Source organism: Caballeronia sp. S22 (genome assembly GCF_964261745.1).
GTDB lineage: Bacteria > Pseudomonadota > Gammaproteobacteria > Burkholderiales > Burkholderiaceae > Caballeronia > Caballeronia jiangsuensis.
The window spans coordinates 426,143-446,778 of the sequence record NZ_OZ180039.1 but is presented as its reverse complement, the minus strand read 5'-3'; the positions used below and the strand labels follow the sequence as shown (position 1 = coordinate 446,778).

The 20,636-nt window shown below is 57.7% G+C and carries 14 protein-coding genes and 1 pseudogene; 6 read left to right on the top strand and 9 right to left on the bottom strand.

The window, feature by feature from the left end:
- Nucleotides 1–127: 127 nt before the first annotated feature.
- Nucleotides 128–613: a hypothetical protein gene (locus tag ACEN42_RS33835; RefSeq protein WP_371883004.1), complete on the bottom strand. Its 486-nt coding sequence runs from the start codon at nt 611–613 to the stop codon at nt 128–130.
- 387 nt (nt 614–1,000) lie between these two features.
- Here ACEN42_RS33835 and ACEN42_RS33830 point away from each other — a divergent pair.
- Nucleotides 1,001–1,806 (top strand): annotated as a pseudogene (locus ACEN42_RS33830) (IS5 family transposase).
- A gap of 977 nt (nt 1,807–2,783) precedes the next feature.
- On the opposite strand, the gene ACEN42_RS33825 reads toward ACEN42_RS33830, so the two are convergent.
- The 8 genes from ACEN42_RS33825 to ACEN42_RS33790 form a co-directional block, all read right to left on the bottom strand.
- A complete protein-coding gene (locus ACEN42_RS33825) occupies nt 2,784–3,374 on the bottom strand; it encodes a hypothetical protein (RefSeq protein WP_371883003.1) in 591 nt (196 codons plus the stop codon).
- 24 nt (nt 3,375–3,398) lie between these two features.
- Complete coding sequence (locus tag ACEN42_RS33820) at nt 3,399–4,655, bottom strand: IS256 family transposase (RefSeq protein WP_371883002.1); 1,257 nt, start codon at nt 4,653–4,655, stop codon at nt 3,399–3,401.
- Nucleotides 4,627–5,352 carry a hypothetical protein gene (locus tag ACEN42_RS33815; RefSeq protein ID WP_371883001.1) on the bottom strand — a complete coding sequence of 242 codons (726 nt, stop codon included), beginning with the start codon at nt 5,350–5,352 and terminating at the stop codon, nt 4,627–4,629. Before ACEN42_RS33815 ends, ACEN42_RS33820 begins: the two co-directional genes overlap by 29 nt.
- Nucleotides 5,353–5,512: 160 nt before the next feature.
- Complete coding sequence (locus ACEN42_RS33810; protein ID WP_371883000.1) at nt 5,513–6,019, bottom strand: hypothetical protein; 507 nt, start codon at nt 6,017–6,019, stop codon at nt 5,513–5,515.
- Nucleotides 5,982–7,208 (bottom strand): hypothetical protein, encoded by a 1,227-nt coding sequence (locus ACEN42_RS33805; RefSeq protein WP_371882999.1) that lies wholly within the window; start codon nt 7,206–7,208, stop codon nt 5,982–5,984. The genes ACEN42_RS33810 and ACEN42_RS33805 overlap by 38 nt, the downstream gene beginning before the upstream one ends.
- Before the next feature lie 1,014 nt (nt 7,209–8,222).
- Nucleotides 8,223–8,915, bottom strand: a complete 693-nt coding sequence (locus tag ACEN42_RS33800) for a hypothetical protein (RefSeq protein WP_371882998.1) — start codon at nt 8,913–8,915, stop codon at nt 8,223–8,225.
- Between the two features lie 221 nt (nt 8,916–9,136).
- A complete protein-coding gene (locus ACEN42_RS33795) occupies nt 9,137–10,921 on the bottom strand; it encodes a patatin-like phospholipase family protein (RefSeq protein ID WP_371882997.1) in 1,785 nt (594 codons plus the stop codon).
- Between the two features lie 169 nt (nt 10,922–11,090).
- Entirely contained in the window at nt 11,091–11,648 is a 558-nt protein-coding gene (locus ACEN42_RS33790) for a hypothetical protein (RefSeq protein WP_371882996.1), read from the bottom strand.
- Between the two features lie 325 nt (nt 11,649–11,973).
- Between ACEN42_RS33790 and ACEN42_RS33785 the strand changes: the two genes are divergently transcribed.
- The 5 genes from ACEN42_RS33785 (at nt 11,974) to ACEN42_RS33765 (ending at nt 20,428) form a co-directional block, all read left to right on the top strand.
- Complete coding sequence (locus ACEN42_RS33785; RefSeq protein WP_371882995.1) at nt 11,974–13,590, top strand: hypothetical protein; 1,617 nt, start codon at nt 11,974–11,976, stop codon at nt 13,588–13,590.
- Nucleotides 13,591–14,301: 711 nt separating this feature from the next.
- Nucleotides 14,302–15,393 (top strand): DUF3616 domain-containing protein, encoded by a 1,092-nt coding sequence (locus tag ACEN42_RS33780; RefSeq protein ID WP_371882994.1) that lies wholly within the window; start codon nt 14,302–14,304, stop codon nt 15,391–15,393.
- A 477-nt stretch (nt 15,394–15,870) separates the two neighbouring features.
- Nucleotides 15,871–16,893, top strand: a complete 1,023-nt coding sequence (locus ACEN42_RS33775) for an MBL fold metallo-hydrolase (RefSeq protein WP_371882993.1) — start codon at nt 15,871–15,873, stop codon at nt 16,891–16,893.
- Between the two features lie 160 nt (nt 16,894–17,053).
- Nucleotides 17,054–18,628, top strand: a complete 1,575-nt coding sequence (locus ACEN42_RS33770; RefSeq protein WP_371882992.1) for a glycoside hydrolase domain-containing protein — start codon at nt 17,054–17,056, stop codon at nt 18,626–18,628.
- A gap of 234 nt (nt 18,629–18,862) precedes the next feature.
- Complete coding sequence (locus tag ACEN42_RS33765) at nt 18,863–20,428, top strand: hypothetical protein (RefSeq protein WP_371882991.1); 1,566 nt, start codon at nt 18,863–18,865, stop codon at nt 20,426–20,428.
- Nucleotides 20,429–20,636: the final 208 nt, after the last annotated feature.

The window sequence follows — 20,636 nt, the reverse complement described above, 5'->3', positions numbered from 1 at the left end:
CGGGGCGCAGTCTTTGACGCTCCTCAGCTACCAGCCTGTATTCGTCCTCATAGTCCCACACATTCGACTTCGTGTAGATCAGGACGAGATCCGCATTGTCGGCATCCTCATACAGTCGTTAGGGCGGTTAAGTTTCGCGGAAATGGACGCGGAACGCCCACTGCATCTGTTCGTGTCGCGCATCGAACTCCAGCGCAATGCCTTTGTGACTGTCGCCGTAGCGGGCCCACAATAGCGGCTGATTGGGGTTTGGTGAAAGGCAATACACCCGGTACATGTCGGTAATGGCTTGCACATGCCCGACATGTAAGAACTCGATTGCAGCCGCAAGCTTCCGCCTGTCGGCGCGCATCTCCTCGATTCCTTCTGGGCTTATGGTTGCTGTTCGAGCCAACCATTGCAGATGTTTCTCGCGCTCCTCCGGATCATCAAGCAGGCTTAAGTCGAACCACGGCTTGCAGTCCCACGGATCGTTGAAGCGGGACGGCTGCGACATGCGTATGGTGCGGTACTCCAATGTCTGCGCCAGCCAACCCAAGCGGTCGTTACCGTCGATAGATTGGTAGTGGTAGAGGGAGCGGTGGTGATCCTGCGCGGCGCTGAACATTTCCATGTGCATTTTCGGGCCGTTTCCGATCTAGCATCGTACACAGCCGGCTGATGCTATCGACCGACCGTTTTTGTTTTTGTTTCGGCAACCACCCGGTCTGCTGTTTTCTGACGATGGAAGTCGCGACAGGAAGTGCAGAGTTAAGCGAACCAAAACCGCAATAGTTCACGGTTAAACGAATCACCGGCTCAGAGTTAGGAGAGCTGGCCCGCCTGCCGCGCACGATTTCACCGTCGAGGCAGTCTAGATTTAGAAGAATTTCGACAGTCGAGATTCGCTTAACTTTGAACTTTGTTCGCCTAAGAAGCCGTTGTGGAATTAGGAATAGAGCACTGTTAACTTTTCTCGTGAGTTGGTACCTTCCTGGATTGTTTGCTTATGCAGGAAGCGATGACTAAAGAATTTATAGACGACGAACTGTGGTCATTCATCGAACCGCTGTTGCCTGTTCGGCCTTCGCGCAATCGGCGCCATGCCGGGCGCAAACCGATCTCGGATCGAGCGGTGCTCAACGGCATCATCTTTGTCTTGCGCTCGCGCACTGCGTGGAATCTGCTACCGCAGGAACTCGGTTGGGGCTCGGGCAGCGTGTGCTGGCGTCGACTCGACGCATGGCAGAAGGCCGGTGTCTGGTAACGCATCCACGAAGCGTTGCTCGCCGAATTGCGCCGACGCGGCCAACTCGATCTGGAGCGCGCCATCGTCGACAGTTCTTCTATTCGCGCCGTATCGGCGGGAAAAAAACTGGTCTGAACCCCACGGACAGGCGCAAGCTCGGCAGCAAGCATCACCTTATTGTCGAAGCACAAGGCATTACGCTCGCAGTTATCCTGAGCGGCGCGAACTGTCACGACATCAGGCAACTGAATGCGCTGGTCTCGGCCATTCCGCCGATTCGCGGCAAGCGAGGCCGACCATTGCGCAAACCCGGCATCGTCCAAGGCGATCGCGGATACAGTTCCAATAAGCACCGGCAGGCGTTGCGCAAGCAAGGCATCGTGCCGGAACTCGCCCGTATCGGCGCACCGCACGGTAGCGGTCTGGGCAAAACGCGCTGGGTCGTCGAGCGCTCGATGGCGTGGCTGCATAACTTTCGACGACTGAAGATTCGTTATGAACGATATGACTATATTCACGAGGCTTTCCTCTCGCTCGCGTGCGCGCTGATTTGCTGGAGCCGGCTTAAGAATTCATAAACTTAATTCTGCAACAGCTTCTAAGTGTCATTTTCGTGTTCGAAAGTCAAACCGGGTTACCGCGGGCACGCGGCAGGGCCAGTGTCGCCAGGCTGGCATACTTTTCCGTCGACGATTCAACGCCAACAATGGATCAGCACCGATGGACGGGGAGGCAGCAACGGATTGCGTGCAAAGAACCAATCTGACGCCCGCACGTGATACCCAATGGATCGAATACCGGCAGATCCTCGAAGACCTTCGTACGGACGGAGCGCCGCCGGGACACTGTCTATCAGCATTCGCAGTCGTCCAGTTATAGAAGCGCAGAATGAGTGGTTCCAAGCGGATCATATAGGGATAATCCTCCGGGCAGACGACCGAAATGCAACGGTGAGAAGCGTTTTATTTAACGATGCACATCGATCAGCGCGGATTGCGTGCCTGAAGGCCGGCACGTCCCGGCGTCGAGCGGGCGCGGCGAGTTATCCGACTAGGCTCCGACCGATAGGCCTAGATCCCTCAGAAGCGATACGCGGGAAGCCGAGTAGACGGCGCACGCGAGCGACCGCGGATCGGACGGCGAACATTGGGAAAGTGATGCCTCCAGTGGTCGGAAATCGCACGAGGACGACCACGACGTATTGTCGCGGGTGAATTCCTGGGCGTTCCTTGTCATCGGATAGCAGGCAGAATAGTTGTTGCGGATGGCCTGCAGCAGCGGATGATCTTTCGGTTCGACCAGGGTCGCCTCGGCCGTGTCGCGTAGATTGTCGAGTGCTGCCTGCATTTCGATGCGGATGCCTTGTTCGAAATCCAGCGAGGCGTGGGCACTAGCGCGGGAAAGTGCCCCTGCACATCGCGCCAGAGCGCCCCAATCGATTCAACGTTGAAATCCGTGCCGAGACGGCCATCGAACGCGCCGCGGAACACGCGCTGAGGCACGACGAAATCCGTTACATGTCGAAGGATCTCGTTGGCTCTTCGGTTCGGATCGTTCAGTGCGCGTATTCCGGAATCGATTGTCCCTTACAATCTCTCGAAGCGCAATACGCGCCCAAGTTGTCTGCCTGATCACTCTCTACGCTAGCCGATGTTCGTCCTTCATATTCGTTCTTGGAAGGAGACACCGATTGGACGAGGAAGCTCAGCACGTCCGAGTAGGGCGTAGCTCCGAATTTATTCAGCGCTGACAAATCGGCCTCGACATTCTGGCGAAACGGTGTTTCTCGAACGCCTGATACCACCTGGAAAGGCGGCGGAAACCATACGCGGGTTTGACTCGAAATCGACGTTGCGTAGTTTCCTGTTGCAATACATCGGGCAAAAGCATCGAAGGCAGGCAGTTGATCAGAGCACGAAAGAATATCGGCGACAAGCCGCGAGTCGTAGACTTCGTTCGAATCGGTAAACGGGCGGGCGTCCGCAGATAGGATCCTAGGCCATTCGCCGCCGACTTTGGCAATGTCTGTTCGATAGGCCCGGACGCGCGCGACCCGAATGACTCTTTCCTGGCGCCGGGCTTCCTCTTCCTCGGCAGCCGCCGGGACTGTCAAGGTTTTCGTGTTCGAGGCAGTTGAGTTGTTCAAACATTGACGATGATGGTTTGACAGCTAAGCGCCTGGTCGTGTAAAGCGATCCTCGTAGAGGATGGCGAACTGGCGCATGGCGGCCTTCCAGTCGTGAGCAGCGCGATGCCAGTCGGCGGTGATGTTTCGCAGCGCCAGCCACAGTAGTTTGGTCGCCGCATCGTCCGAAGGGAAGTGTCCGCGCGTTTTGATGATTTTGCGAAGCCGAGCATTGACGCTCTCCAGCGAGTTGGTCGTGTAAATCACCTTTCGCACCTCGGGTGGAAACGCGAAGAACGGAATGACGCGATCCCACGCCCGCCGCCACGCGGCGATCACCGTTGGAAGTTTGCTCCCCCACGGGCTTTGCTCCAGTGCGAGCAATTGCGCCTCGGCGGCCTGCGCGCTGGGTGCGGTATAGATCGGACGAAGCGCTGCGGCCAGGGATTTGCGCTCCTTCCAGCTCGCGTAATCCAGCGAGTTTCGGATCAAATGCACGATGCACGTCTGTAGCGTGGTCGCCGGAAACACCCCGCCCAGCGCCTCGGCCATGCCTTTGAGCCCGCCGGTGACCGCGATCAGGATGTCCTGTACGCCACGCGCTTTCAGATCGCTGAAGACCTTCATCCAGAACTTCGCGCCCTCGGTCTGCTCGATCCACACGCCCAGAATATCGCGCGTGCCGTCGGGCAAGATGGCCAGGGCGAGGTAGATCGCCTTGTTGCGCACGACGCCCTCATCGCGAATCTTCACGCGCAGCGCATCGAAGAACACGACCGGGTACATGGGCTCGAGCGGCCGGGACTGCCAGGCGGTGATTTCCTGCGTCATCGCATCGGTGACGGAGCTGATGAATTCGGGCGACACCTGCGTGCCGTACTGCTCGGCCAGAAACGCCTGGATCTCGCGCATCGTCATGCCGCGCGCGTACATCGCTATGATCTTGTCATCGAAGCCGGTGAAGCGGCGTTCGTGCTTGGGGATGAGAATTGGCGTGAAGCTGCCGTCGCGATCGCGCGGGATGTCCACGCGCAAGGGACCGTCCTCGGTGAGCACGGTCTTGCCGCTCTTGCCATTGCGCTGATTGCTCGACTCGGGTGGACGCTCGCCACCATTGGGATAGCCCAGGTGGTGGCCGAGCTCGGCGCCCAACGCCCGCTCGATCAGCGCCTTTTTAAAGGCCATCGAGGCCGCCTGAACGGCATCGGCTGTCATCGGACCTTTGACGAACTGATCGATCATTTCTTTGGGAATCGTCGGCAGTGCCCTCAACTCAGTCGCAGCTTTCGGTTTGCGTGGCATACATGCTCCTTTCCGTACATGTTATGCCTTGAACACAAAATCTATGACAGGCTCCAGCCGCCTGTGCATAAAGATCTTCTGAGCTCGGCCTGGCTCGATGGTAGTCATCGAAGGCTTCGGCGCGGGTTTTCTCGTCGTCAGGATCATCCTGATTGCCGACTATCGCAACCCATTGCGAGTATCTATAGAGCGAGTCGAGCAGCTTCACGCGGCGTGTCGCCTCATGCACTTCGGACCGGGCGTCAGCACCGACGTAAGAAAAAATGAAATTGTCGAGTTGCACGATTTCGCAGCCGAGTTGCGTGTCGACCAATGCCGGACGCAAAAGGACGTTTTGAACGCCGGGAATCTCGGTATTCAGCACGGTCGTCGTCAACATGCGCCCATCGGCGGCATAGCGTAGTGCTAGAAAGATCGTCGCATAGTCGAACACTCCTGTCTCAACGCGGCGATCGTCTTTCAGGACTATCGAGATCGTAACCTTCCCGACGGGCGACATAGACCACTCGATGGTGCGCCCGTCGAGCTTGCGTTCGTTCTGCTCGAAGGGACGCCTGATGACCACGCCGTCGACGTATGGATCGTGATCGAGTGCGCTGAAGCTGAAGGATCGCCGCGCCGCGAGCGTGGACTTGTCAACAGATTCCACAATGTCCGCTTTCCGAAGATAGTCGCTTTTAAGTGACGTATCGAGCATGTCGGATGTTGCTGGCAAGCGAGCCTCATAGGTATCGAGGACGCTGGCTAGCCGGCGGATCCGGTTTCGGTAAACTCGGCCGGTTGCCCGGCGCGCAGTGAATCGACAAGCCGGCCCATTGCAGCCGTGGTTCGCGGGCCGGTGAAACGTCTTCGTTCGTCTATATAAAGCACACTGGGATTCTTATTGTAACTTTGGGCGAAATCCGCGGATGCCTTGTCCGCATCGAAAAGAACTCCTTGATGGTAGCATTCTCCAACGGCGTATAAACTGGCCGCGAGTTCGAATCGGTCGCGGTCTGGAGGGCCTGTGCCAGCGATTGGTCTCCGGCGATGCCGCGAAGAACCTTGTAGTAGATATCCTTCACAGCGCGCTCGTGCGCTTCCTTTACGCCCTTCATGGCGACCTTGGTGGCCTGATTGCCCCACTCGTTGGCGAATTCGGGCGATACCGCGTCGAAGGCAGGATCGGTTATCTTGCCAAATAGTGTGATCGCGAAGTCCGCAGCATCGGCCGACTGACCATAGAGCCTTTTGTATTCTGAAACCTTGCAATTGATTCGGCTGACGACGCTGGGATCGGCCTTGTCCAGTTCGCCCTTGATACTTTCTGCGACAAGCTTCTCCGTATTACGAAGATCGCCCGAAGTCTGGACGCTTTTCTTCACTTCCTCGAATGCCGCGTTGCGCCGAAGGAGGGCTGGATTCGCCCGGGCCGCCGCGAGCCTGGTCGGGGCGCACATGTTGCGTGCTCACGATCGTGTCGCGGATGACATCGGCTCGTTGTTCGAAGACCTTGGCTTTGCTGCTCGCGTCAAGCCATGCGAGAAAATTGGAAGACGCCGACGACACAACATGTGCCAGGTAATCAATCTGTTGTGTCTGCACGTGGGACGAGAATTGGTTTGTTTTTTCGTCCCTCACGGGTGTCTCACGTGCCTGGCTCCAGCTTTGCCGCGCTGTGTCCACGTCAGCTTCCAGAATCAGTTGCCAGAGGCTGTCGATGCGATGCTGCAACGACTGATCGGCCAACCCTCCACTCAGACCGACAAGAGATACGAGGAGCAATACCGTCGAAGCGCGCGACGCGACCTTGGTGACAACTGCGACGTCTCGCGCGACGCCCTTGCTGCCGGCGATCAGCAGAAGTCTGGGCCACACGCCCTCGGTTGGCACTGCGCTCGGTTCTGTTTTGATGAGTCCCAACTCGATGCGACATGACAGTTCCAGCCTGTCCAGCTCCAGGCGAGCCTTTTCGAGTTGCGCCTCAAGTTCGGCAATCGCGCCTTCGGTTGCCGGCAACGTCGTCCGTGCCTTGACAGGCGTCGAGGTCAGAACCACCATTTCTCTTTGAACTTCCTTTATCCGGACGGTCTCGCCGGACGACGCCAACTCGTCGAGTTTTCCTTCTGCCTTTAACTTGCGAAGCTGGATCACTTCCACGTTAAGCGCATCTTCGACCGCTTGTCCAAGGTCCGCTCGATGCGCTCTATAGCAGGAAGCGAAAAGTGCTATGGTGAGCACGACGAGGACAATCGGTCCGAGAGTCGATTCCTGAAAGGTTTTGAGTGAACCCTTCAGGCTCGTCATCTTCGCTAGCCAGGCAGCGTACTGATCCGCTGTGTCTCCCATTCCAACATGCGTGAACACCCAGAGAGCGACGGCAAGCAATGTGTAGGTGATAACGCAAATTTGCAGGAGTGTGCGCACAGCCTTCAATGAGGCGAGCAGGCCGATTTTGGAAAATCGTTCAAAAGGGTTTTTCGCTCGCCAGATCATTTCAACACTGCGAATGACGTAGAAGTGCAGGAGCGCATAGGCGGCCAGACACATCAACACAAAGATGTAGAGGTTCACGAAGATCTCCAGTGACTATGTATCTATCTCGGAAGCCATTGCCGTAGCTTTCCAAAGACGCGCGCGATCCAAGGCATTTTCGGGTTCCGGAGTTAATCGGATAAAAAGCGAATTCAGTACATCGCTTTTCGACCAATAACCTTGGCATGCCTGATCACGTGAAAAATGCATCGAGCTGTTTCGGATGATCACGTTATAGGAAGCCGACGGTATTGCCGCAAGGGCGGGACACAGCAGTAATCAGCCATGAATCAAGGCCTCACGATGCTGCGTTTCATTCTTCTGTCTTTACAGAGCAGAGATGGAAACCTAGATGATTCGTCTGCGCTGCTGTGCAGCGACACAACGCATGAAAAGTTCGTACTCTCGAGGCCGGACGGCATGGGCATCGAGTAAGTTGCGCAGTTCGGCTTCGTTTTGGTCGAGCAACGTGACCGCGAGCATTTCGTAGACATCGAAGAACTGCTCGTCGGAACTGTGCGATGTAGTTCGTTTCTTATTCTTCCTTGTGAAGGCAGGTTCTACGCAGTATCCACGTATGCAGTAGCCCATGAAGTTCCATGCCTAAACACCGCAGAGTTCTCGGATCCCGCAGCACGTACGTTCGATAGTGTTTCGCCAGGAGTGTCGACGGGTTTCAAGAGATTATTCCTACCCCAAACAATTTTGCACTGCAACATCGACCCGGCTGGTCACCGAATGAATGGCTGGTATTCAGGGTCAACTTCTGCCCGACTCGGTCGATCCGCAGTCGAGCGCGCCGCCGACCTACGTCAGGCCGCGTCCGGTCAAAGGACGTACGTCCGGTTTTCTCAATCGACGGACAATACATGAAGCAGTTCCTGCCGCAGACGAAATGAAGTTGTGTGGCCCCTTCAGTTGCCTTTCCGCGAGAGCCAGACAGCCATGGTTCGAATGAGCCTGTTTGGGGTTTGCGGTTCCCGTCTGATCGTCAAGGGCGAAATCCGCTGGTCTAAAGCGAGACCGCGGATTTGCATGCGGCAGCGAACAGCCTCATCCGGAGTAGAGATGCCGGATCATGTCGATGAAGGAATTTGGCAAGAATATTTCGACCCAGTTGCCACCTGTGATAGTGGGAAGCACGTAAGCTACGAGCGCAATAAAGAGAGGAACGGCGACAGTGGCGCTTTTCAGTACGTTCAGGACGAAGTCGGTCGGCCCGCGCTCCCAGATGAGACTTGAGCGCTCCTTAGTCACTCTGTCGAACAGCGCTGAATTGCCCGGAAAGATCAGGCCGGCGGCAAATCTACCATAGACGGATTGAACACGGCGAGCGGTCCCCTGATAGCCTAGGGCGACGATCATGACCAACGCGATCAGGGACGGTCCCAGCAGGAACCAAAGCGCAACCTTAGCCCAGTCTAGAGATTGAGTGGTCGTCGTAAGCTTGCTCGACGTTAATTGTTCATATAAAAGCCCAAGTGAGACAAGAATAATCAGACTTATGTACCGTTCTGCGACTTCTTTGAGCCAGCCGACGTACGACTGGAACGCGACCACGATCTGCTCGAAACAGCCCGAATCCAATTCGTTATCCTCTGGAGCGAACGTAGGAAAGCTTCCGTTCAATTGAAAGAGTACCTCGCGTCGGCGTGAGACGTCCTTCCTGATCAACCGGACGAGTACAATCAGCACGGGAAAAACAATCAGTATCCAAAGCCCGACGACATATAGGACATATGGCAAGTAAGGTATCCAGATCTGCCGCAATTCATCCGTGATCCGAATATGAGAGCACGTCGCGTGAAATGGGAGTTCCTGCCTGAAACTCTTCCCGAGAAAAAGCAGCGAGACGAGGGGCACAGACGCAACCAGGTAAAGCGGCCTTTCCAATCTGTCGGCGGGCAGAAACGCACTCAGACCATCGCTCGTTGTGGATCGATCCTCGACAGCCACATGCAATTGGATCAAAGCGAAAGCGGACAGGAGCGCGACGACGGCCGCCCGTATCCCATCCCTGATCCAGGCCCGCGGCCCCGACCAGCACTGCCACGCGTCGGACGATAGTGGACCGTTGTAGGCGAGGTAGCTCCCTGCTGCACAGAGCAGGACCGCAACTGCGTAATAAGCCAGGATCTTTTTTCGGTGGAGTTGGGGAATCGACGGATCCATGGCATGCCCCCTTCGCGATTACGTACGTGCCTGCCAAACGTCGAAGAAGCTCCGCCCCTGGCCCGGGGGTGGCGGGCGATGCCCGTCGCCATGAACGTTCCCACCAGTAGCGAGGCGTGAAGCGCGTGAGGTGTAGAGTATGTAGCACCGAGGACCCCGACAGCGGAACCGAGACTGCCCCAGAACGTCGGACTGATCCAGAAATCGAAGTTCTTGTATTGCCCGAGCCATACCGCGAACCATGGCAGGAGCAGAAATCCGCTGATCCATGGCCAGAAGATGATCCATACGATGAAGAGATTGCGCAGGTAAACAGCCACGATGGTCCACGCGTCGGCCGAGAACAGCGCTAGTCGACGCGCGAGGTAGTTGCTGTTCATTCGCAGCCAAGTGAGCGGGCCCTCTTCTTCGAAATCGGTACCGGTCATGCGGTTTCTCACGTAATCCGCCGAGCGCAATCTTGCAAGCTCCTCTTCGGCGAAGCGTAATGCTTCCTCTGGCGTGAGCTTGTCGTCCCGTTGTTTCGCCGACATCCAGCGCGTCAATGCCGTTCCGATATACCCACCGCTCGAGACCGTCGAGATGTAGTGAAAGCGTCCGAAAAGGCCGTGAGAGGCCAGCACCTGAAGCGCGCCCAGACAGAACGAAGCGCTACGGATTCCCCCGCCGGACAGGCAGATCGCGTTCAATCCGTGGCCTTCACGATCGACATGCGTGAGCATCGTGTCCTGAATATGGTCCGTCGGGAACTTGCAGTACCGGATCCCGGAGATCCGCTCGTACTCCTCGGCGAGTGCGCGATGCCCGACCATTGGCTGAGACTTGAGGTGGTCGAGCACGAATTTGCGAGCCTCCGGGAAGTGGAGGAGGCATGCCTCGATCTGCCGCAACGCCGAAGCGGCTTCCCGCGAACTGCATTCGCGTGACGGGTTGTTAATCACTCTCGCGAAGTATTGCCAGTCTCGTGTTTCGACCAGCCGGCGCAATCCTGCCCAGTGCTTCGTTCCGAGTCTGTAAGCGAGAAAGAGAACGATAATCTGAAGTTCGCCTGGCAAGGTGCAATACGCTTTGACGACACCCGGCGACGAGGCTTGCGGTCCCGGAACGTGACGAGGGCGAAACCAGTCGAGTATGTCCGACTCTATCGCTTTTAATTTTTCGTGGTCGGGATCGGTTTCTGATCGCTTGTTGCGAAGGTACGTGTCGAAGGCAACCTTGTCGACGAAATCCGGCAATCTGGCGGGACCCCCAATGGTCATCAGATCCTTCCAATCGGAGACCGCACTTTTGAGCAGAGCAGACGTCGGATTGATAGCGCAGCATTCCACCACCTCGATTACATCCTCTTCCCTGGAGAGTGGCAGCCCGCGACCTATGTAGACATTGTCACCTTCTCTATACATGGTCCCGGAGAAAGCGATGCTCAAGGCAGGAAAGGGGTCCACCAGAGCTCTTTCGAGATACCGCGGAGAAACCGATTTTGCACTCGATTCGTCTCCAAGCCAAAGCGATCTCGCGAGCGTATCGGATGCGCTGAAGTCACTCAGCTCAAGTGCTTCAGAGATAAGCCAGAGTTTCATTTATGTCTGTCCGATGTCGCTGCTGCCGCAGGTGGATACGCAGGTATGCGAGTTGAGGAAGCTTGTGAGCAATGATGTGCGTAGACGACCAATGTCGAGAAAGACACGCCGACCGCTAAGCCGATTTGCTTGCTCGCAAGACCGATCGAGTCTGACCTCAGTCCTGCATCTACAACGCGCGACATACGCATCGCGTGACGAGCGTGAGGCAACCTATGACGCTGAACAGCACGCCCCCTCCAGCCAAAGTGAACTTGATCGAGCAGCAGACGGTGGCGAGGTGCGGCCAGAACTCGGATTTCGCGCCGCCCAATATACGTAGCATGGCAAAATTCTCGCCAGCGTCTACCGGGCACCCCATGAGCACGCCCCAGGAAATTGCCGTGCCGATCAGATAGAAATTGTCGCCGAGCGCGCGAGCGAGCAGTCCGCACGACACGGATAGCGCGAGCGGGTAGATCACGAGGAATAGAAAGTCCCATGAGATCTGGCGACGCACCTCGTCGATCAAATGCGCGGAAGTGAGCCCATTAAAGAGCGCTTGAGCGCGCGTAGCGCTCCACGGCGCTTCGAGCTCAATTACGCCGTGCCTTAAAACCGGCCTCAGGATGGCCTGCTCGCTCGTCAGATACCAGCCTAAACCCACCGCGGCAAGGACAAGCACCGCGCACAACATGCGCTGAACCGGAAGGCCAAGCCAGCTAAACGGAGATGAAAATGCGTCCATGCGGGTCTCCGGATCAAGCGTTCGAACGGACCAGGCACGACATTCACCGAAACATGAACGTCGCGCGAAAAACGCTGGTCATCGCGTCTTCATGAATAGGCGATGTTTCCCGTTTAAGCAAACGCTTCGAGTCTCCTAAGGAATGCTCACACGATTCAATAAAAAATAAATAATAAGGGTTGCCACTTATTCAAGCGTCCATTCCGACGACTATGCTTCGATCCATACGACTCGTCGCAATCGGGGAGCGTGAGTTGCCGGGCATATCCCGGACGCAGCTGCAGAAGGCCGCAAATAACAAAGTGTGGTGCGTCAGGGAGGTGATATGTTCCGTTCCTGTTCGATACGGCTTAAGCCGTTTATCAGTCGCAAGGCCAATGCAAATTCTGCCGATTGTCAATCGTCGTTTAATCCACGCACGTTCGCCGCGCTTGTTGCATTTCTCCTTCTGGCGTTGAGCGGATGTACTTCGTTTGGCATGAAGAATGCGACGGTCATCGCCACGCCTTATCGAACATGTGCAGCGCCAAAGCCTGACACACCTTCCGAAACTGGTGCCAAGACACTAATCAACGGCATTGCACCCTCGGCTGAAGTCAGACAGCTGGACGAAGCCTTTGCGTGGGCGAGGGCGAGGCAAGTGTTCGTGGCGGACCCCAGGGTCTTGCTCTTCGATTTGAACGACATCGAAGCGGCCGTCCAACTACTGAATCAGGCGGCGGATTCAAACGCCGCCCGGAACACTGGACAGAAGCCGCCTACAGTGGCGGGACGACTGATCCCCAAGATTCCGTGGCTCAACGAGCCGATCGGGTCCGACATCGGCAAGCTGCTCCCTTCCAGCGACGCGCTCGCCGCCGCCAATCTCGGGCTCAGGATCATCGACACACTCGCATTCAAACAGGCGCAGTCGCGCTCGGATCTGATGCCGCTGCAAACGAGCGCGCCTTCGGACAAGCAAGCCGCGACTCAGGCTCCGTCCGGTACGGAACACGAGGCGTTGCGGCCACGCAAGGTCACCACGGTTGGTGACGAGGAGCGCAAAAGCCTGTCTGTCGATTTCCAGCGGATTGCAGCATTCCGCGCGTTCCATGTCATCACGCTGCTTTCGGCGGGACGCATCCTGCGGGATTTCGGTGACGCGCCGGGTCAGCCAGTCGATGAGGGGGCGCTGCGCACCCATGTACAACTGTTCAATATCGCGCGCTTCCTCTCCACCTATTTCGATGCGTACTTTCGCGGCGGCCAGTTCATCGCCTCCACCTTCGATCCAAACGGCGAGGCCGCGCTCGCGAGCGAAGCGATCTCGCGGCGCATCGGGGCGAAGCTCGACAACGCCTTGCCGCCCGCTCAGGTCAAGCAGATCGTGTCGAGCGAGATAGGCGCCCTGTGCGGGAAGAACGCCGGCGGACTGTGCGCTTCGCTCGCGCTCGGCAAGACGAGCTTCGTCACACGCGCCGGGCTTTCCGTGCAGTTTGCCGGACTCGGGGTGAGCATCGTCAGCGGTCAGTCGTTGGCGCCCCAGGCGACCTATCCGAAGGCGTCGGAGTTCGGGCCGCAGATGATCCGCGTTTTGATTGAGGCGATCTTCGATGCCAACGGTCCGCACCCGACCTCGGTGCATCAATCCACGGCGTGCGTCAGTGGCCTGTTCGAGGGCAGCGAATGCCTTGACGCCAACGCGCAACCTGATGCGCTGATGACGCGAATCGACATGCTCGCGTCGAGCGGTGAAGCGCTCTCGTCGGCCGGGGTGGGCGCGATCATTCGCGGCGCCAATGTGTCGGCGCTTAATAACGAGGCCGTGGCCAACATGCTTGAGACGTTTGCGGGCGTGAGTTCGCGCAAAGTACTCGAGCGCGTGCTGCAGGCGCAGGCAAAAAGTTGCTCGAGTCTGGCGCCGGTGGCCCTGGAGGTGAAGCAGGGCGACGACGGCCTCTGAGCGCGCGGCCGATGCTCGTCGCGCCGCTTCCATCGCGCGCAGTAGAAGGATGAAATCATGAAATTCCGCTTGGCACGATGCGGCGGGCCGCCGGAATGGTCGCGGGACTGTCTGAAACGGCTCAGCGCGACACTGACCGTTTTCCCGACGGTCAGTCGTAAATCGACACCAACGCCCTGCCGCAAGGGCGTCTGCTCGGACTGGCTTTTTCGGGCGGCGAAATTTGCTCCGCGATTTATTCCGGCTACGTGATGAAACTTCTCGGCAGCATGACCGTGACGCCGCCCGCAAGTCTTCCACTGACGATTTCCGATTTGGCCGATCTCGGCTTCGATTTCATCGGAGCCAAGATCAGGATTTCGAGAAGGGCCGTCGTATTGTTGTCCGCGATGATGGTATTGACGGATTTCCTCGAAGATCGATGCTGCACGATGACGCGACCATAAAGAGACCTCTTCGCATGCCGAAGTTGCACTCACAATCGATACGAAATCATCTGTCTCACCGCGTCGGCCGCACTCCAGACCGGTGAGAAATACAAACTTGACGAGACGCCTCTATTTGGCTTGAATGAAAGGTATTGCTTTGCCGCCATCCAGAAGTAAGGAGGGCAGTGATGCGCGTCTATCAGACTAATTCGGTGAGCTATTCGCGAACTAGTGAGGAGAGCCGCCAGTCGCAGTAGCGCCATACACCTATTCGGGAGCCTCGATGACGAACCAGAGAGACGAAGCAGTCGGCATTACTAGCCTTGCTCCAGAAGCTATTCTGCGAGAAGAGAGATCCGCTTTGCGAGTTCATTCGATGCGCCACTCTCCATTGCGTCTTGTCGCTGCCTGCGCTTGCGTGATCGCTACGTTCGCATCGCAGGCCATTGCCGAATCGGTCACCACGTATCGTGGCATCTGCAGCGCCTCGGCGGGTATCGATCTCGGATCGGGTCACTTCGTCGTTGCCGATGATGAAATGAATCTCCTCGTCGTCTACCGATACGACTCGCCGGACTATGTGACCACCGTAGACCTCTGGGACTTCTTGCGCGGCAGCGACGGCAAGAAGGAAGCCGACCTCGAAGGCGCGGCACGAATTGGCGATCGAATCTATTGGATTGGCTCGCACAGCCGGAATACGAATGCCGAGCTCAGGCCGACACGTCATCGGCTGTTCGCGACGCGCATCGATACGACTCGTGCAAAGCCGACGGTCAAACAGATCGGCACGAAGCCTTATGACGGATTGCTGGAGGCGATCACGGCGGACAAGCGTTTTTCCGAGCTGCGCGATGCATCGGCGCGGGGCGCCGAACAGCCGAAAGGTTTGAATATAGAAGGGCTCGCCGCCACTGAGGACGGCGGCTTGCTAATAGGTTTCAGAAATCCGCTTTCGGGAGAGAAGGATATGGCGCTCGTCCTGAAGCTCAAGAATCCCGCCGCGGTTGTCGAGCAGAACGCGGCGCCCGTCTTCGGCGACCTCATACGGCTCGATCTCGGTCAGCGCGGGATTCGCAGCATGGAGCGGGTCGGCTCAGAGTACTTTATCGTCGCGGGTCCTCTCGATGATGGCGTGCCGGGGACGCCGTCTTCGAAATTCTCGATCTACAAATGGAGCGGCGAACCCGGCGCGGCCGCGGTGCACTGGAAGGATATCAGTCCGCCTGATTTGCACATCGAGGGGTTGTTCGAGATTGCCGGGACGAAACAACTCTATCTGCTGAGCGACGACGGCGGCGGCCGCGAGAACTGCACGAACAAAAAAGTGCCTTCAGACGACAAGACCTTCCGTGGCATGCGCGTCGCTTTCTGACGCGCTTGGGCGATCGTGCTTTCAGCGGCGTTAAAGACATTTGTCCGAAGATGAGCGCGCCGTTCGAAAGCCCGCGAAAGATGTGCGCCACGATCACCGAGTGCATTCGATTCAAGAGGCTATAAATATCAGAAGAATAAGGCCGGTTTGGCGTCTCCGTGATCGTTACGCCAATGCACGGCCTACATGTGGCTTCGTCATTCGATCGATCCCCAAGGCAAAGAAAGATGAGCCACTAAAACCACGACGAAGTTATTCAGCATTCAATCCGTGTAAACACGATGCAAAGTATATTAGATAGATATCCTATGCTTACAGAAGTATTTCCATGATGACGGCGAAACCTGTGTTTTTTCCGAGTCGCGACTCCGCGAACATCCTTGAAGCGCGCACGACATGACTTGACGTGGGACGCCATAGCGGCGTGATGTAGAACGCGGCGTTGAGCCGGGCGACGATGGCTTTGAGGATTGCGCGATGAAGATAGCGCTGCTGATCGGGATGTTCGCATGGGTAATGTATTGCGCGAGTGCGCAAGGCATTTCGCTTGCCGCTTTCGACGATGAGCGTCTTCCGGCATTCGGTGGTGACACCCCGTCCGGCACGATATCGGTCACGTTTCTCGGCACGACCACTTTGCTTTTCGACGACGGCGTCACGCAGATTCTCGTGGACGCGTTTCTCTCGCGCCTGCCCGTTTCTCAAGTAACATTCGCGCGCATCGAGACCGATCGCAAAGAAGTAGACCGCATTCTGACCGATGTGAAAGCGGACCGAATCAAGGCTATTTTCATCACGCACTCGCATTACGATCACGCCTTCGATGCGGGCTATATCGCGCAGCGCACGAAAGCGCCGCTTTTCGGCACGCAAAGCACGCTCTACATCGGCTCAGGCGCGCAACTTCCGGACGCACAGCTTAAGCACTTCGCCAGGTGGCAGCCGGTAGGCGTCGGCGACTTCGAAGTGACGCCCATTCCATCAAAGCATTCGCCGGCGTTTCCCCTCATCAACGACAACCTTGGAGAAGAGATTCGCGCGCCGCTGCCGCAGCCGCAGTGGGAAAGCGCTTATGTCGAGGGTGCAACCTACGATCTCCTGATCACGCATGGAAAGCATCGCATGCTGGTGGTTTCGTCGGCGAACTATGAGGAAGGCGAGCTATACGGCGTTCATGCGGAGATCGTGTTTCTGTCGATCGGAGCGATCGGCATGCAGAGCATCGACTATCACGCGCGCTATTACGACAACGTGATTCGTTGCACACGTCCTTCGCTCGTGATACCGGTGCATTGGGACTATTTCTTTGTACCGCTTTCGAACGAGTTGGCCGCCTTGCCCGGCGCCAATGTCACCTTGCGATACATAAGAGATCGTCTGAAGAACGACAACATCCGAATGGGCGTAATTCAGGGCGAACAGAGAGTGAAGTTATTCGACGATAAGTCGCCGGTCGATGAGTATCAAGGTTCTGGAGCGGGTTGCGAGCGGCGAGACTGAGGTCGCATGCAAGCGCACGTGCGGCCGAATATCGCTCCGCAGAACCGGAGGCTGGCGGCGCGCGACCGCCGCGTTTGCTTGTCCGCGCCGTTTCGTAGTCGAGATGAAAATGAATGGCGAAGGATCTTACAGATCAACCGATAACGCGATGAGGTAAGCCATGCCCGAAGGTCTGTCGACGAATCGAAAGTGCGAGAAGTATGCAACGTGCCTCGCGGATCAATTGCAATTCGTGATTCGCTATTACTCTCGCACGACCCAGGATCCCGAGAAACGAATCTCGGCGAGCGAGGCGAATGCGCTGTCGGGTGCAGGTATCGACATCGTCGTCGTTTATCAGGACCGAGCGAGAGAGATGGTGGATTTCAGTCACCATCGAGGCGAGCAGGATGGCCAGAGTGCCTTCGAAGCTGCGGGCGCCATCGGACAGCCTCATGGCTCGGCGATCTACTTCGCGGTGGATACCGATGTCTCGAAAGATCAGATTGCCGCGTACGTCGTTTCGTATTTTCAGGGCCTGACGGCGCGCATCTCGCAACTGTCTGGTGGCGCGCCGTATTATCGGATCGGGGTCTACGGTTCGGGCCGGACGTGCGCGACGCTGAAAAGCGCCGGGCTCGTGCAGCTCACCCGGCTAGCCGAAGCAACCGGCTGGGGAGGTTCGAGAGCCTATCAGGACTGGGACATCAAGCAGTTCGTTACCGCGAAGCCGCTTTGCGGACTCAAGAGCGGCGCATGGCAGCGGTGCGTGACATCGAAGGACGATTTCGGAGCATTCAAGCCAATTGGCGCAGTCGCGGGCGGCAAGACGAAACCGTCGCTGCTCAAGGTCATCGCGGATAACCTGAATCTGCGCAATGTCCCGACGCGCGAGGGCAATACGCCGATCGCTGTGCTGCCGCACGGCGCGCAGGTCGAGATGTTGGGGCAGTCCGCGCCCGACTGGGCACGGGTGAAGGCCACGTTGAACGGCAGTGAATTTACCGGGCACGTTCACACGGGCTATCTGGAGCCGATGAAGCGCGCGCTCGCGGCACCAGGCAAAGTCGTCGCCTTGCCGAAGCTTCCCGAAGCCTACTGGAAGCTGGACAACAAGGATGCGCGTCGAACATCGACGTCGAGCCGTGCGTCGGTGATCGGGGAGAGCGGGGCGCCGCGAAGAAGCGACGCAACGGGCGCCAAGCAAGTGAAGATGCTGACGGCTATCCTTCAGTGGCTCGATGTTGCGGTGAGCGAACGCTATCAAAAGAGCGATGGCAAAACCTTCTGCAACGTCTACGCTGCGGACTATTGTTATCTGGCCGGCGTTTATCTACCTCGCGTATGGTGGACGGGCTCGGCTATCGCGATGCTAGCGAAAGGGCAGAAGGTCGTCGCGGCGTATGACACCACGGTGCGCGAAATGCGCGCGGATGACCTGTATCGCTGGCTGCTTGATTTCGGCGAGAGTTTCGGCTGGACGCGCTTCAGCGATCTGACGGAGTTGCAGGCCATCGCAAACGCAGGCGGCGTTGGCGTGATCTGCGCCGATCGTGCGACCGACGGTTTGCCGGGTCACATTTCGGTGGTCGTTCCCGAAACCGAGGCGCACAAGGCGGATCGCGATGCGGCCGGCAATGTCACGCAGCCGCTGCAGAGTCAGGCCGGCGGCACGAACTACATGTACGGCAGCGCAGGGCCGCACTGGTGGCTAGGCAAACAGTTCGTCGGGCATGTGTTCTTTGCGCACGTATAGCTTGAGGTCCGTCCTAATGTTGCCCACCTGGGCCACGCGTGCATGGGATTGGCGGGCCGCTCCAGGACCCTCGCGCACGCACAAGGCATATTCAGACAAGATCAATGTCGGGGCGGCCGTTGGGGCCGGCGATCATGTGCGTGGTACTAGTCTGCGTAAGTAACGAAGCGACCGCGTCACCAAGGCGCGGCCGATAGCATTGCGTCCGCGCGCCCATTCGACGAGGTGGATCTCATGGCCACTCGCTTGGCATCACTTCTGATCGCGATAGCAATAACGCTGATACTTTTCGGTTGTGCGTCGCGCCATGCGTATCGGGGCAAGATCCTCGATCCCGAGGCGCCTGAGCGGACATGTCCTGCAAATAAGGATGGCGACGTCGACTCTGAATGCGCCCGTGTCACCCCGGAGATCGTCGATTCGAAGTACGAGCTACATTTCGTCGAGTTCGACGATCAGGGTTGGACTTACGCCGATGATGAATCGAAGCCCGACGAACATCCGTCGCAACAGATCGACAAGCTGATGCAACGCTTGCGCACTTTGCTTTCAAAAGGCGAGAAGGTGAAGCTCATCCTTTTCGTTCATGGATGGAAGCACAACGCGATGACGGAAGACGACAACGTTCGCGACTTTCGCAGGCTGCTTGAGCGCGCGGCTGCGGACGAGCTATATCACGAGGGCGACAAAGATCCCATGCGCAAGGTGATAGGCGTGTATGTCGGGTGGCGGGGCAACCCATGGCAGACCGCAAGTGGCAATCCGCTTCTGGATATCACGTTCTGGACCCGCAAGGACACGGCTTCGCGCGTGGCGGTCGGATCCGTGCGCGAGCTGTTCGCGAGGCTTCGTTCGATGCGCCGGTATTACAACACCATGGCGCTGCAAAATTTCGATCCGGTGCCGCCCGTACGGTCTCTTATGATCGGTCACAGCTTCGGCGGACTGATACTCTATACGGCGACGTCGGGGCCATTGATCGAGTCGCTCTCGGCCAAGAAGGACCTCAAGGGGCTGAAGGATCCCGAATGGAGCGTCAATCTCGGCGACGATTCGGCTCAGGTTTTCGAATCCGTCGATCGCGTGGCGGACATGATCGTGCTCGTCAATCCTGCCTTCGAGTCTTCGCGCTTCCAGCCGCTCTTCACCGTGGCTCAGCGCCGGGATCCTGCGCTACGATACGAGGCGCCGGTACTTGTATCGATCACGTCGGCCACCGACCAGGCCACCCGACTGGCCTTTCCTGCGGGACGCTTCGTCAACACGCTTTTCGAGCGACCGACGTCGTCGGACGAGCAGGCTACCGCGATCAAGCAGACCCCGGGCAACATGCAGGATTATGTGACGCATAACCTCAACAGGCCCAAGGATGGTACGTTCACCGAGCCGTGCGGAACCTGGACCAGCGTGGGGGACTTGTTGACGACAAAGGGCCCGGAGCTGGACGCCAGAGTCACGAACAACAAGAGGCTTGAGAACGACATGGCCGACGACCAGATCACACTGATCACAAGCAAGCAGCGCGAGCACGAGCCTTGGACCAGAAGGTTCTGCGGCGGCGCCACGCTTGAGGTCGCGGGCGGGCCCGGCACGGGAAACGTCAATACGGTGGTCTGGAACGTCGTGGCGCAGGACACGGTCATCAACGGGCACGGCGATGTGATGAATCCCGCATTGCTCGATGTCGTCCGGCAGATTTTCAGCGACACGGACGAGGGCAGGAAAGCAAAGGCAAGATCGGTCTCGGTGAAACCGGGCGGCGGCGCAGGTGCACCACGAGTCCAGGCACAAGACCATTAGCGCGCCGTAAAGGCCACAGCGATATTTTAAGAACGCTGAAGTGCGGCTCCGATCGAATCGACCGATACGTGAAGTCGTTTCGACCGCATGGGCTCATGTCAATGACCGTTCGTATCGGGAGATCGTCATGCGATGCAGAGGAAGACGCCACTTCATTAAGGTCGCCGCCGGAACACCTCTGCTTGCCAGCGTCAAGACGCACGCGGCA